Source organism: Rania fehmarnensis (assembly GCF_056494185.1).
In genome coordinates, this window is record NZ_CM151398.1 from 7,992,738 (window position 1) to 8,007,384 (window position 14,647).

At 53.2% G+C, this 14,647-nt stretch carries 13 protein-coding genes; 9 read left to right on the forward strand and 4 right to left on the reverse strand.

Features of this window, described 5'->3' with window-relative positions:
- Positions 1-24: 24 nt before the first annotated feature.
- A complete protein-coding gene (locus SH573x_RS27165) occupies positions 25-288 on the reverse strand; it encodes an anti-sigma factor family protein (RefSeq protein ID WP_479351199.1) in 264 nt (87 codons plus the stop codon).
- A gap of 216 nt (positions 289-504) precedes the next feature.
- Between SH573x_RS27165 and SH573x_RS27170 the strand changes: the two genes are divergently transcribed.
- The 6 genes from SH573x_RS27170 to ccoG all read left to right on the forward strand — a co-directional run bounded on the left by SH573x_RS27170 (position 505) and on the right by ccoG (position 7,442).
- Positions 505-1,077, forward strand: coding sequence for a rhodanese-like domain-containing protein (locus SH573x_RS27170; RefSeq protein WP_479351200.1), 573 nt, complete (start codon positions 505-507; stop codon positions 1,075-1,077).
- A gap of 168 nt (positions 1,078-1,245) precedes the next feature.
- On the forward strand, positions 1,246-2,643 hold the full coding sequence (locus tag SH573x_RS27175) for an MBL fold metallo-hydrolase (protein ID WP_479351201.1): 1,398 nt from the start codon (positions 1,246-1,248) through the stop codon (positions 2,641-2,643).
- Positions 2,644-2,701: 58 nt separating this feature from the next.
- A complete protein-coding gene (locus SH573x_RS27180; RefSeq protein WP_479351202.1) occupies positions 2,702-3,514 on the forward strand; it encodes a sulfite exporter TauE/SafE family protein in 813 nt (270 codons plus the stop codon).
- A gap of 41 nt (positions 3,515-3,555) precedes the next feature.
- On the forward strand, positions 3,556-4,170 hold the full coding sequence (locus SH573x_RS27185) for a c-type heme family protein (RefSeq protein ID WP_479351203.1): 615 nt from the start codon (positions 3,556-3,558) through the stop codon (positions 4,168-4,170).
- A gap of 42 nt (positions 4,171-4,212) precedes the next feature.
- A complete protein-coding gene (locus tag SH573x_RS27190; protein ID WP_479351204.1) occupies positions 4,213-5,412 on the forward strand; it encodes an NAD(P)/FAD-dependent oxidoreductase in 1,200 nt (399 codons plus the stop codon).
- Between the two features lie 563 nt (positions 5,413-5,975).
- Complete coding sequence (ccoG, locus tag SH573x_RS27195; protein WP_479351205.1) at positions 5,976-7,442, forward strand: cytochrome c oxidase accessory protein CcoG; 1,467 nt, start codon at positions 5,976-5,978, stop codon at positions 7,440-7,442.
- Between the two features lie 79 nt (positions 7,443-7,521).
- On the opposite strand, the gene SH573x_RS27200 is transcribed toward ccoG, so the two are convergent.
- From SH573x_RS27200 to SH573x_RS27210, 3 genes are all read right to left on the reverse strand, one after another.
- Positions 7,522-7,890 carry a hypothetical protein gene (locus SH573x_RS27200; RefSeq protein ID WP_479351206.1) on the reverse strand — a complete coding sequence of 123 codons (369 nt, stop codon included), beginning with the start codon at positions 7,888-7,890 and terminating at the stop codon, positions 7,522-7,524.
- Positions 7,891-7,960: 70 nt separating this feature from the next.
- Complete coding sequence (locus SH573x_RS27205) at positions 7,961-8,659, reverse strand: hypothetical protein (RefSeq protein WP_479351207.1); 699 nt, start codon at positions 8,657-8,659, stop codon at positions 7,961-7,963.
- A gap of 18 nt (positions 8,660-8,677) precedes the next feature.
- Entirely contained in the window at positions 8,678-9,397 is a 720-nt protein-coding gene (locus SH573x_RS27210; RefSeq protein WP_479356816.1) for a polymorphic toxin-type HINT domain-containing protein, read from the reverse strand.
- On the opposite strand from SH573x_RS27210, the gene SH573x_RS27215 reads away from it, so the two are divergent.
- From SH573x_RS27215 to SH573x_RS27225, 3 genes are all read left to right on the forward strand, one after another.
- Positions 9,332-9,598: a hypothetical protein gene (locus SH573x_RS27215; protein ID WP_479356870.1), complete on the forward strand. Its 267-nt coding sequence runs from the start codon at positions 9,332-9,334 to the stop codon at positions 9,596-9,598. The two genes, SH573x_RS27210 and SH573x_RS27215, sit on opposite strands and share 66 nt — an antisense overlap.
- A gap of 580 nt (positions 9,599-10,178) precedes the next feature.
- Positions 10,179-13,844 carry a protein kinase domain-containing protein gene (locus tag SH573x_RS27220; RefSeq protein WP_479351208.1) on the forward strand — a complete coding sequence of 1,222 codons (3,666 nt, stop codon included), beginning with the start codon at positions 10,179-10,181 and terminating at the stop codon, positions 13,842-13,844.
- A gap of 90 nt (positions 13,845-13,934) precedes the next feature.
- Positions 13,935-14,582 (forward strand): sigma-70 family RNA polymerase sigma factor, encoded by a 648-nt coding sequence (locus SH573x_RS27225; RefSeq protein ID WP_479351209.1) that lies wholly within the window; start codon positions 13,935-13,937, stop codon positions 14,580-14,582.
- Positions 14,583-14,647: the final 65 nt, after the last annotated feature.

Genomic DNA, 14,647 nt, shown 5'->3' on the forward strand with positions numbered 1-14,647 from the left:
GAAACGTTTTAGCCCAAGCTCAGCTTAACGGTTTACCGAACTCACCTCGGCACTGAACTTTGCTTCCCATTTGGCTTTGAGCGCCTGTACCAATTTCTGCTGGCAGTCAGCCGGCATGGGGAACGGCAATCCGGACTTGTAAATTGAAATCGTCTGCCGGATGTTATCGATGACGATCTGGCAAGGGTTGCACCCTGCCAAATGCTCTGCGAATTCTTCGCAAACCAAGTCCATGGGATGGCCGTCGACGTACTCATTTAAAGCTTTAAGCAGTTCTTCGCAAGTCATGAGGAATTCTCCCGCATCAGGTTCCGAGACTTAGCTAGAGCCAATACAGGTCAAAAGGTTACAGATTCTTGCGCATCGAGACATTGTGGACATTTTGGGCATTTTCAGCGAAATCTGTGTAACCAACCCTAGTTTGGTGGCTCTAGGCTTTTGTCCGGGCGCTGCCTAGGGCGGCAGTGGAACGGGTGGCAGACTTTAGAGCAAGGAGTACAGATTGTGGTTAGATCCATTTCAGCGATAGAGTTCAAACGACTGGTCGAAGCAGGCCAACGCCTGGAAGTGATCGATGTGCGGACGCCTGCAGAATTTCAATCGGTTCATATCACCATTGCTCGCAACCAACCGCTCGACCGTCTGGATCCGTGTGCCATACAAACAGCTCGAAATGGTACGTCGCAAGAACCGCTGTACATCGTCTGCCGTTCGGGAGCTCGAGGTCGCCAAGCGTGTGAACGCTTCGTAGCCGCAGGTTTTGACAACATCATCAACATCGACGGTGGAACGATGGCTTGCCAGTCAGCGGGAGTACCCGTCGTTCAAGGCAAGAAGACCATGCCGATCAACTGCCAGGTGCAAGTAATCGTTGGTACGTTGGTCATGGTAGGAGCGATCCTGTCGGCGTGGAACCCAATGTGGTCGATCCTGTCCGGAGTCATGGGCGCTGGATTGCTGTTCTCTGGGATGACTGACTCGTGCGTACTAGGCATGATGCTCGCACGCATGCCTTGGAATCAGGTCAGGTCGACCAACAACACAGCGACCGATTCAACGGCTTGCTGCGTCAAATGACTAACGCCTCGTAGCGGAATGCGTCAAGCATTTCGGTCAACGTTTGGTAGCGGAATGCGTCAAGCATTTCGGTTAATGTTTGGTAGCGGAATGCGTCAAGCATTTCGAGTATGGCTTCCGCTACAACTTCCCACCTCCTGGTAGATTTCTTAGCCAACGGCCGTAACCATGAATATCAAACAGTACTATCTTGGTTGTCTGTCCCATGCGTCTTACTTGATCACCGATACGAAGTCGAAAACGGCAGTGGTTGTCGATCCGCAGCGCGACATCGACCAATATTTGGCAGATGCCGAAGCAGCGGGTTGTCAGATTCGCTATGTATTCCTGACGCACTTTCATGCTGACTTCTTGGCTGGCCATATTGAACTGCGCGACCGAGCTGGGGCTCAGATATGCCTGGGGGACCGCGCTCAAGCTCAGTTCGAAGCCATTAAGCTGAAAGATAATGAAACGATCGAGTTTGGCGATGTGCGTTTGCAAGTCCTGGAGACACCCGGCCATACTCCCGAGGGTATTTCGATTCTTGTTTACGACCTCTCTGTTGACACGCAAAAACCACACTCAGTTCTCACCGGCGACACGCTGTTCATCGGAGATGTGGGACGGCCGGACCTGTTAGCTTCAATAGGTGTCACCGCCGATGAGTTGGCCGACCAGTTGTATGATTCGTTGAATCAAAAGTTGGTAACCCTGCCTGATGATACGCTCGTATACCCAGCGCACGGCGCCGGTTCGATGTGCGGAAAGAACTTGAGCAATGAGACCGTTTCGACCATTGGCGAACAAAAGCGGGTCAACTATGCACTCCAACCGATGCCCCGCGAACAGTTCAAGCAGATTGTCACCGCCGAGCAGCCCGAAGCGCCTGGCTACTTTGTGCACGATGCGATTCTGAATCGTCAAGAGCGTCCCAACTTGCATGACACACTGATGGATTCTATGGAAACTTTATCGCTGGAAGAGCTCTTGCAATTTCAGCGCCAGGGTGCCCAGGTGGTTGACGTGCGCAGTCCGGTCGACTTCGAAGGTGCTCACTTCAAAGGTGCTATCAATATCGGCCTGACTGGCAAGTACGCTACGTGGTGTGGCACGCTTCTCAGCACCGATCGCCCCATTGTGATCATTAGCGACGAAGGCGATGAAGAGGAAGCCGTCATGCGGCTTGGACGAATTGGTTTTGACAACGTAGTCGGCTACCTTGTGCATGGCATGAACTCACTGCGCAAAAGTCCCGAGCTGGTCGAAAGCATCGAGCGAGTTACGGCGGTATCGTTGGCCGAACGCATTGAAGGTAACAATCCGCTGACGATTCTGGACGTTCGCAGCGAACGCGAATGGGCTGGTGGTCACTTGGCTGGCAGCCTCAATATTCCGCTGAATCATTTGGAAGAGCGCCTCGGTGAAATTCCTGCCGATCGACCGCTGGTAGTGCATTGCGAAAGCGGTTACCGCTCAGCCATCGCTTGCAGCTTGCTGGCTCGCCATGGCCGTGCCGTTCAAGACATGATTGGTGGTTACAAAGCCTGGCAGGCATCCAACCTGCCGACGATGTGCGTGGCTTAGTCTTGTAATCCTTAGACCTCAACGCTTTATCCACTAACCCTTCAACCGAGAATCCAATATGAGCATGTTAACGATGCTCTTAGGAACGATAGTCGGAATCTCGCTGGGCTTGACTGGTGGTGGTGGAGCCATATTTGCGGTGCCACTATTGGTTTACGCCATTGGCGTGGGGCCACGTCAAGCGATCGATGTATCGCTCTTGACCGTGGGTCTCACTGCCTTGGTGGGTTTTATGCAACGCGCGACCAAGGGGCTGGTCGAGTTTCCAGTAGGTTTGTTGTTTGCGGTCGCTGGCATGGCGGGAGCACCCCTCGGCTCGTATGTGGCTGACTTTATACCAGAGTCGATTTTGCTGACGATCTTTGCTTTCCTGATGCTCGGTATTGCGGCGAAGATGTGGTTCAAACGCGACGAAGAGACGCAAGCTTTCGCGTCAGGGCAAAGCGATTCGCCAGCGGTTTGTAAGCGGGATGGTGAGGGAAAGCTGCGCTGGACATCGCCCTGCGCAGTATTGCTGGTCGTGGTCGGTGTTGTCACAGGGTTCCTGTCCGGCATGTTCGGTGTAGGCGGCGGATTTATCATCGTCCCAGCCTTAGTCACCTTTAGTTGCATGAGCATGCAGCGAGCCATTAGCACCTCCCTGCTGGTTATGACGTTGGTCAGTATCTCAGGTATTGCCAGTCACTTGTGGAATGGCAATGTCATGTCCTTGGAGATCGCCACTCAGTTCAGCCTGGGCAGCCTGATCGGTTTGATGATTGGCAGTCAGTTCGCGCAGCGACTTTCCGGTATCGTGCTCCAACGAGTCTTTGCCGGTGCCATCGTGGCGGTGGCCCTGTTGGTTCTGTCGCGCACGGCATTCCATCCTTAATCGAATACTCTTTTGACAACACGAATTGGGAACACGGATACATGACCAAGACAACGCAACTCAAGATCGCTTTTGGCTTGTTGGCAATGGCGACCTTCGCCGGCTGCGTGCCGGCACAAAACGATTCTGTTGGCCAGAATGCGGCTGAAGACAGTTCATCACTTTCGCTTATCAATTCTGATGCGGTGGTGACAGAAGAGCAGCGTGGACAGTTGATGGCTGCTAAGGATCAGCTCTTTACGAAGCTCTCTGGCCGGCTGGTGGAAGTCTTAACTGCGGAGGGCCCGGTCAAGGCTATTGATGTTTGTCATGCGGAAGCGCCTGCTCTGGCGCAGCAAGTCAGTCAAGAACTTGGGCTGCGAATTGGCAGAACTGGTGTCCGGCTGCGCAATCCTGCGAATGCGGCTCCTGAATGGGCTACCGAGTTGGTGGCTGAGCGCAACAACGAGCCTTGGTTTGGCGTTCTCAAAGATGGGCGTCCAGTTGGACTGTTACCTATCAAGTTGCAGGCACAATGTGTGATGTGCCATGGAGCGAAAGATCAAATTGGCCCTGATGTCTTAGAACAACTGCGCACCCATTATCCTGACGATGCCGCTATCGGTTTTCGAGAAGGGGAATTGCGAGGATGGTTTTGGGTCGAAGGCAAACTGTAATTCTCATTAGCCACTCTTTTCTAATATCCTAAGGCACTTGTCATGCAAACAATCATCAAGAACCACTATCGAGTGCTGATTCTCGGCGGAGGCACAGCCGGTATCACTGTCGCCGCTCAACTGCATCGCAAGGACGCCAAGTTAGAGATGGCGATCGTGGAACCATCGCAGGATCATTTCTATCAACCGCTCTGGACGCTGGCAGGTGGTGGCGTATTTCCGAAAGAACAAAGCCGTCGTGCGGAAGCCGACTATATTCCGCGAGGTACCGACTGGATTCAGCAACGCATAGTAAAAGTTACGGCCGAAGAGAATTGCGTAACGCTGGCCGATGGCCGCCAGGTCAGCTACGACTTCTTGGTGGTCGCACTGGGTATCCAAGTAGATTGGGACAAGATCCCGGGCTTGCGGGCGGGCTTGGGCCATCAGCAGATCTGCAGCAACTATTCGTACGAGCATGTCGATTACACATGGGAATGCATTCGTGACTTCAAGGGTGGTAACGCGCTGTTCACGATGCCCAACACGCCGGTCAAGTGTGGTGGAGCGCCGCAGAAGATCATGTACATGGCCGATGATCATTTTCGCAAATCTGGCGCTCGTGCGGGCACGAATGTGATCTTTGCGACTGCACAAGGTTTCTTGTTTGCAGTGGAAAAGTATCGCAAGACGCTTGAGAAAGTCACGGTTCGCAAAAACATCGAAGTCCGTTTGAAGTGGAACTTGATCGAGATTAAGCCTGAGAGCAAAGAAGCGGTCTTTGAGCAGTTGGAGACGGGAGTCATCACCACTCAGCCGTTCGATATGTTGCACGTTGCTCCTCCGATGAGTGCGCCCGATGTATTGAAGAGCAGCACACTGGCAGGTTCCACCGGCTGGGTCGAGATCGACAAGTTCACATTACAACATCCGCGGTTTGCCAATGTGTTCCCCATCGGCGATTGCAGTGGCTTGCCAACCTCCAAGACTGGCGCGGCCATTCGCAAACAGGCTCCCGTGCTCGTCGAAAATTTACTCTGTGCGCTCAACGGCCAGCCTCTGACGGCCAAATACGATGGGTACACTTCATGTCCGATCATTACTGGCTATGGCAAACTGGTGCTGGCCGAATTCGACTATGACGGCAAACCGCAAGAGACTTTCCCGTTTGATCAATCCAAGGAACGTTACTCGATGTATTTGTTGAAAGCATATGCTCTGCCCCAACTCTATTGGCACGGCATGCTTCGAGGCCTGGCCTAGCCCTGTAGAGCGGCTGTCCCCAGCCGCTCAGCACCCTCTAACCCAAGTCCGCCTCACACCCCACGTCTGTCCCCGTCGCGCCGGGGGACAGAGCACGCGCACGCGGGCCCATCGCCAAATGCATGCAAATCAACCCAGGGTCTGTCCCCGGGTCGTAGAGCGGCTGTCCCCAGCCGCTCAGCACCCTCTAACCCAAGTCGCCTCACACCCCACGTCTGTCCCCATCGCGCCCAGGGACAGAGCACGCGCACGCGGGCCATCGCCAAATGCCAGCAAATCGACCCAAGGTCTGTCCCCGATCGTAGCGCGGATATCCCAGCCGCTCAGCACCCTCTAACCCAAACTGCCTCACACCCAACGTCTGTCCCCGTCGCGCCGGGGGGACAGAGCACGCGCACGCGGGCCTCTCGTCCAATGCCAGCAAATCGACCGGGGTCTGTCCCCGGTCGTCGAGCGGCGTTGGGGGACAGACCGGACAGGCCAACGGTTGCTTGTAACTTTTGCCGCACATCTGGATCTATATTGATAGCAGATATGATCTCTAATGAGCGTGAGGGAAAACCATGACGTCGCCGAAGGTATCCAAGCCGCCAACTGCCACCAGTGAAGGTGCACATGCTGGCCAGTCACTCTTGCGTCCTGAAGAGCACGTACTGGCTACGTTGGAGGCTGATGGTTCACGACGCTGGCTGTTTCCTCGAGTGGCCATCGGCAAATTCTGGCATGCGCGACGCATCGTGGGTTGGCTATTGATCGCCTTCTTTACGATCCTGCCGCACTTGCGATTTCGTGGGCTACCACCGGTGCTGCTCGATATTCCAGCGCGCCGATTTACGATTCTCGGTTACACCTTCTTGCCGACCGACACGTTGTTGTTGGCTCTACTGATGGTCACGGGATTCCTGTCGCTGTTCTTTGTGACTGCATTGTTTGGCCGAGTCTGGTGCGGTTGGGGTTGTCCTCAGACGGTCTACATGGAATTCCTGATTCGCCCTATTGATCGTTTGTTCCAGGGGACAACGGGCAAAGGCGGGGTGCCACGCGCGAAGTTAACCGGCTGGCGTTGGTGGATGCGAGGCGCTGTGGTCGTGGCCATCTGCGCATTTTTGACGCACACGTTTTTAGCCTACTTCGTAGGCACCGATCGCCTGGCCCAGTGGATCCAGCGTTCACCGCTGGAGCACCCCATACCGTTTTTGGTGATGGGCGTGACGACCGTTCTGTTGTCGTTCGACTTCCTGTACTTCCGCGAACAAACCTGTTTGATCGCCTGCCCCTATGGTCGCTTCCAATCCGTGATGTTGGATCGTCGCAGTTTAATCGTGACCTACGATAACTTGCGCGGCGAACCACGCGGCCACGGCAAGCCAGAAATCAATGATGGACAACCTACTAAAGGTGACTGTGTCGATTGCGGCATGTGCGTGCAAGTCTGTCCCACGGGTATCGATATTCGCAACGGTTTGCAGATGGAGTGCCTGCATTGTGCCCAGTGCATCGATGCCTGCGATAGCGTCATGACCACCTTGCACATGCCCAAAGGTCTCGTACGGTACAGCAATCAAGATTCCGTCGGTCGCAAGAACGCCTCGATCATTCGCCCACGCTTGATCATCTATCCCATCGCCATCACCATCACGTTGTCGCTCTTCACCTTCTTCTTCTTGACCAAGAAGGACTTCGACGCCAAGATTCTGCGTACGCTAGGCAACACGTATTCAGTGGGCTCCAACGGTTCGATCGACAACACGCTGAAGCTGAGTCTGACCAATCGCACAACGGAACAGCGCAGCTACCAGTTATCGATCGTCTCACCGGCCAGCGGCACCATTCGTCCCATCGAGAAACCCGAAGTTGTCTTACCTGGCGGAGAGCATCAATACATTCCCGTCTTGATATCCGCCGACTTCAAGGACTTCAGCGATGGCCGCTGCCCTGTCCAAATTCGCATCGAAGATACCAGCGGCGAAGATACCAGCGGCGATGTACGCGAAATCAAATACACACTCCTCGGCCCATACCAACAATAGCTGTGGCATAGGCTTCCAGCCTGTGTCTTCTGTAGCATAGGCTTCCAGCCTGTGTCCGCTCTACACTTCCTTCGCTCCGTCAGCCAAATCCTTTTTGAATCTCCTGATAAACCAAAGGCATTCCCAACAGCTCCATCTTGGGCAGTTGTTCATGGGTTCCCACAGGTCCCAAATGCTGGTCGCCAACAAACACCTCACCGCCCACATCGCGCCTGGTCAGCATAAGTTTGGCAGATGAGATAGGTTGATGTGCAACCGGCCGCCAGCCGTAGTGTTTAATCGCCGGCATGCTCGTGTACAGCGGACCAAGAACCATCATCGACGCTGGTCGATCGGAAGCGAAGTTAAACACCACATCGTCGCGCAGCTGTCCTTTAATCCCGAAGACAATGAAGCCCACACAGTTCTTGAAGTAGCTCGAGACATAGAGAATCCAACCAATGGCCACTCATCCAATTGGCAAAGGAATCTCGACTATATCACCTTCGACAACCAATTACACCTTGCCGATCTGTCTTCTATCCATCCACGATCCACTGGAGCACACCGAGCTGAATAGCCCGGATCATGGCTTCGCATGCGGCTTTGAATTTGAGCTGGCAGCCATCTTCACCCACATTCCACTGATCATCAACCAACAAAGTTCGCACCGCCGACAAGGCTTGGCTCGTCAGCCGGCGAGAATGCGGCAACTCATGATCCAGCAGTTCCATGGCTTGAATGTATAACGTGCAGCACTCAGAACCGGTGCGTCCTAGAGACTCACATTTCATAAGTTGTGTGTACAGAAAACGACAGCAGATTAGATGCAACCGCTGATCGAATGGCCGTGAGGCTCTTTTCGAAAGCTTGCAGGCTGACTCAAAGCGGGTAATCTCGGCCTGAGTAATTGCATGCCGGTTTTCCGCTAGCTCCCAAAACTGCCGTGCATTCCATTCGGCTTGATTGTGGTCGACGATACGCTCCGAAATCAAGAACTCACGAAACTCCAACAATCGTCTAATCACGCTCAATGAGCCAGCTCGATCCGCCTCGTACCCGATGACTTTGCCAACTCGATCCCAACTCTGAAGTTCCGTAATGCTCTTTGGAGCAAACAACAACTGCTTTGTGCCATTCCTGGCAGGCACAAGCGATACCGCTGCCAGTACGCCATAATGCGATTCAACTAGCGATGTAGAGATCGATTCCAGAAGTTTGCGTATTTTGTCACTCACAAGAGTTAATTTAATTTCTTAGAGGCGAAAGTAATTCGGAATAGTGGGATGTTTCTTTAAGAAGTTACCAAGCCGTCGAAGTGCAGAATTGATGGCGTTAACTGGGTCCCCACCGTCTTTTCCCAACGCCTTCGTAAGAACACGATGGACGAATTCGTGGTAGGCAGACAAGTGTGGACCTGTATGATAATCCAATGGAAGAATGTTCTCTCGATGCGTTCTGATATTCAATCCAACACTACGAAAAATTTCTCGAAGCTGTCGCTTGTATGGCGAAGCGATATGATGGTCTTCTTGAGTGCTAAGGGGCCTTCCGCTTACTAGTGCGCCGCGGGTGGGGACGGGGTTCAAGCCTAATTCACGCGACTCTCGGGCAGAGTATGTTGGGCGATCGCGAGGTTCGTTCTCCCAATCATCCCGCACACACGAATTGTGGACCAGCACGTTTGAGTCGCCCACATAGTAGACGTGCTGATTGTAGACTTCCAAGTTGTACACTTGATGCTGACCAGACCGAGCAATCTTGCGTAGCAACCGGCTCGTCGTCCCTTGGTAAGTGCGCAACCGTTCGCCAATTGTCATCTCAGCGACAGGAACGAACCGATTTCTGTCAACGCTCCAAAAGGGATGGTTCGAAGTTACACCAACGGTATCGACTGAGCCAGGTGAATCATGATTACCGAATGCAACATCGAATACGGCTACCGTGGCGGGATGGGCGAATGTCGCCGTCACCACGTTCCCAGGACCAGGTTCGATGATTGGGCAGTTCGCTATGGCTGTGATGCGGGCCGATCCTACCGCGCCCATTTCGGGCAGATTCAAGTCCAATTCAATCCTCTCGAGCACCTGCCCCTGGTCCTCGAGCTGGACAAGCTCCTCGAGGAGATCCAGAAAGATCCCACGAAGCGGGACAACACTGCCCTGCAATTCAATTAGCTTGGGTGACTCGCTGAAGTCGATCATTGTGCGAGTGGAAACGAGTCGGATTTGCTCGCGGACCCATGCCTCTGGCCTCAAAAGTTGAATCGTCAAGCCTTGAGAGCTCCGATCCGAATGTGTCGGATCCTGAAGGACTGCCTCTAAAAGCAGCCATTCGGCCCAGTTTGGTTCTGGCATTCGAGATTGCTGATAGAGTTCCTCCCCCAGAACTCGTTGGCCAACCTCGATCCGTTCTATGGGCTTGGTCACGTTCGTCTGTTCAGACTTGCGTACACCATTCAAATTGCTCGATTGACTGTGGCTCGGAACGAAAACGCCACGGAGTATCAAGAAACCTGCAAGTAGAGCTGCAACCGTCAATCGACCTAACGAAAGTTGCGTCATCATTTCTCCAATTTCAAAGAAATGTATTGAGCTGTCTCTCGAATGTTTTACCGATAGCTGCTGGCGAATCAAGCAGCCCATCAATGGATCACCGTCAGTTTTCACTTGCAACACCTTGACGAGTGTGTACAACAACTGGCACGATTGGAGGCCGACGGCCGATTTTACGGTACCCGCGATCGAGTAACCACCTATGACAGCCAGTAACGAAAACGATCCTTGGTTCTCGAATGCTGCCGATGATTCAGAGGAGCGCAGCGCCAATGAAGATTCGGCGGCTCCTACCCTGTCGGGAGCTACTGTAAGTCTGAAGCAAGCGGGTAGCACAATCGGCAATTACAAGCTGCTTCAGAAAATTGGCGAAGGCGGCATGGGGGAAGTCTGGGTAGCTGAGCAGACAGCGCCTATCAAACGCCGAGTCGCTCTGAAACTGATCAAAGCCGGAAGAGACACCAAGACGATCGTGGCTCGATTTGAAGCCGAGCGTCAGGCGCTAGCTATGATGGACCACGAGTGTATCGCGAGAATCCTCGATGGCGGAACGACCGAATTCGGGCAACCCTACTTCGTAATGGAGCTGGTACGCGGCGTACCGATCACCGAGTACTGCGATAACAACAAGTTGAGTATTCGCGAACGACTGCAGTTGTTTAGCTTGGTGTGCGCCGCGGTCCAGCATGCTCATCAAAAGGGCATCATCCATCGCGACCTGAAGCCGTCGAACATTCTGGTTACCAACAAAGATGGCCAACCGCTGCCCAAAGTGATTGATTTTGGACTCGTCAAAGCCCTAGATCAGTACTCTAAGCTGACAGACAAAACTCTGTTTACCGAATTCGGTTCGGTTATCGGCACCATTCAGTACATGAGTCCCGAACAAGCGGGGCTGACTGCCATGGACGTCGACACTCGCACTGACATCTATGCACTAGGTGTGGTGTTGTATGAACTGCTCACCGGTATGACACCCCTGGAAGCCGAATCCATCAAGCAGCTTGCCTTTCTCAACGTACTTCAAACCATTCGTGAGCACGATCCGCCGCGGCCCAGCGATCGGCTGACTTCATCGAAAACCAAAATTTCCGAAATCAGTCTCCTGCGACGAATCGATGCCCAACATCTTCATCGTTTGCTTCGAGGCGATCTTGATTGGGTGGTGATGAAGGCGCTCGAACGCGATAGAACCAGGCGTTATGAAACGGCCAGCAGTTTTGCAGCGGACATCGAACGTTACCTGGCGGACCTGCCGGTGGTCGCCCGCCCACCTTCGGCCAGCTACAAGATTCGGAAGTTTGTCAAAAAGAACCTGGCTGCCGTTATGGCCGGATGCACATTTCTAATGCTCTTGATCGGCGGTCTGATCGGAACGCTAATGGGGCTATGGGAAGCCCAAGCTCAAACGGCTATCGCCAACGACGCTCGCGACCAGGCCCAAGCTTCGGCGACCGAGGCAAAGCTTGCGCAAGCCCGCGAGCACAATGAAAGTCAAAGAGCTCGAGAAGCAGAATCACAAGCGCTTCAGCGCGACCAGCAGTCCAAGGATCGACTGTACATTTCCCAGATGAACAGCTTGCAACTGGCGTTCAATAGCGGGGACATCGAAATGGTGAACCGGCTGCTGCAGGAATCAACACCGCCAGCCGGCCAGCGTGATCAACGCGGTTTTGAATGGAGGTATTGGATGCGAGCCATTTCCAGAGCCTCGGCATCGAACCAGGCCTCGGGCGGGACCACGGTCAGCTTGGACGTATCTCCCGATGGCACCATCGTGGCCAGCGGCCATTTCACAGGTGATATCTTTCTTTGGGATTTCGCCACTCTAAAGCAAATCGGTACGTTGAAAGGCCACAACGCTCGAGCCACCAGCGTCAAGTTCTCCAGCGATGGACACACCCTCTACTCGGCCAGCAACGATGGTACGGTGCGTGCATGGAACCTACTCAAACAGGTGGAAGAGAGTATCCTCTTTCAACATCCAGAACCACCACCGCCAGCAGATTCCGATCTCAGTCGAATCCACTTGGCCTTAACATCTCATGGCCTGGTCATTGCAGCTCGTCGTGAGTCACCGCCTCACACCATCGTAGTGCTTGATCCCAAATCGCCAGAGACCCAACCGGTGGCTTCGTGGATTGCACATGACGAATCGATTGTTGGCATGGCCGTCAGCCAAGATTCGAAACATGTTTTATCTTCATCTCCCAACATGATGCGCGTGTGGACATTAGATCCTCCTGGCGAAATTGAACGCTTTGAAATCCGTCCTCATAGGCGCCCGACATTTGCCATTTCACCTGACAGCGACCGCATCGCCGTTTGTTCGGATCGAGTATTAATACTCGATCAGCCAAGGTCGGTCAGGTCTCTTTTGGGTTCCGAACATCCGCGAGGTGTGATCGATGCGAAGTTTTCGCCCAATGGTCGATGGATTGCAACGATCGGCGACGACACAACAGTTCATCTGTGGGATGCTGCCAACTTAACCAAGTCGGCGTCTCTAGTTGGACACACCCGACCACTATCTGCGCTATGTTTCTCTCAAGACTCGCAGTGGGTGGTTTCTGGCGACGCTTACGGCTTCATCAAAACCTGGAAGCTGAGTGAATTGACGACTCCGAATTCGCTAACGTCACAGTCCCCGTGGACTCACGCATTTGCTCAATTGCCTGATGATCGGCTGGTAAGCTTAAATCTGGGTGGACAGATTGAACTCCTGGGACTAAATCGAAACAAGCTAGCCACCGTCGATAAGGTCACTCTTACTCAACTCGGCCAAGTGCAAAGTTCGGTTTCGGGTGAATATTTTGCCGTGGCAACTGATCAAGGCCATCTACGCGTTTACCAGTCCAACGGTAAACCAGCAGCCTCCATCACTCTGCCAGATCCTGCCAAAGCCATCAAGTGGCATCCAGCCAAGAATTTATTGGTGACCGTAAGCCAGAAGTCCATATCATTTTGGACCCCTGAGCTCAAGCCAGCCCGTGAAGGCATTCCGTTACAAACCGCTTGGATTGGCGCGCAAGTTTCGATCGCTATCTCGCCAGACGGTAGTCAACTCGCCATTGGTACCGATCGCGTTACCGCTTACAACCTGGAAAGCGGAAAAGTCGAGTTTGAGTTTGACGAAAAGGGCACCGTCAATTCCCTCGTTTATCACCCGAAGCTACCAGAGATCGTGATCGGACACGCCGACGAATTCCCCTTGAGTTTAACCGCCGTAGACATCAGAAGCGGCAATCGCTTAAGAGAGTTTTTGCTACCGCAAACCCCCATTGATGTTCGATTCGACGAAAAGGGCCAGCGATTGGTTGTGCTAACAAACTACTGGCACAGTATGCCGGTGTTGGACTATGAAACTGCTTTGCCCTTGCTGACACTTGAATTCGGCAGCCGCATGTCAGGCACGACTCTCGAATTTTCAGACAACTTCGAAGCCATCTACGCGCTGCTGGATGGCTCAATTCGTAAGTTTGATGGCACCGAATTGGCCACGCTCTCCAATCGAGAATTGTCACCCACGACCATCAAGCCAATGCCAATTTCTGAGCCCAAGCGTCCCTATCTGATCGATCCGTTTACCGTGCGCGAGTCTGTTCAATATGGAGATGGCGCACTGTATCACCAGTATCAACCCGTCGGGCGATGGATCGAGACGAAGAAAGGACTGCCTGAACACTTCACTTTCCAAGAAACGCGCCGCGACGAAAGTTTCATTTATCTCCACGATGCCACGCGCGGTTTCACCCTACGACTTCCAACACAAGGCGGAGAAGCCAGCTTGTCGACCGACGACGAAACAACTTGGCTACCGTTTCGTCAAATCAGGCGACCAATGAAATCTTTGAGCCCCAGAAACTAAGACTGGCGTGGAGTACCCCCAGAAAATACACTGTAATGCATGACTTTTTGAAAGCTAAGATTTCGTAGGCCAACCGAGTACGCATACGCGATGACGACTTCAGCATGCGACCCAGAAACATCGGGTACACTGGTTCGGGCAATTGGCCGAGTCGACGATAACGCGAGTTGGCAAAAGTTCGTACACATCTACGAGCCCATGTTCCGAACTTGGCTAAAATATCGCGGCGTTCCAGACAACGCGATGGAAGACATTGTCAGCGAAGTCTATTGTAAACTGCTGACCAACCTGCCCAAGTTCATCTATGATCCCAGCCAGAGTTTTCGCGGCTGGTTGAGGGTGATTGTCGACAATACGGCTTCCGACCATCTGCGCCGAGACTTGCGTAATGATCGCATGTTGAAGCAACTGCCTGAATTGCAGCAATTGACTGATTCAACTACGCATGCGGTTGATCACGATGATTCGCTAGCAGCTTTTTCTGATTCGGTAGAACGACGCCTCAAGGTGGCTCACGCGGTAGTCAGCGATGTTCGATCACGAGCCGCGTCTGTGACTTGGCAGTCTTTCTTTCTAAAAGAGGTTGAGGGCTGGAGCGGCGAGCACATCGCCCAACATTTGGATATCCCCGTTGAAAGGGTGTACATTCACGTCTTCCGGATTCGCAAAATGTTGAGCGAGGCTCGCGAACGATTGACGCAGAACTATGGCACTTCTACTCGTCCAATTCGCGATTAGGCACTCTTTGGGACTGAGCGATGTAAGGCTGGTACGTAAATGAGTTGAAGCTGAAAATGCTTGCG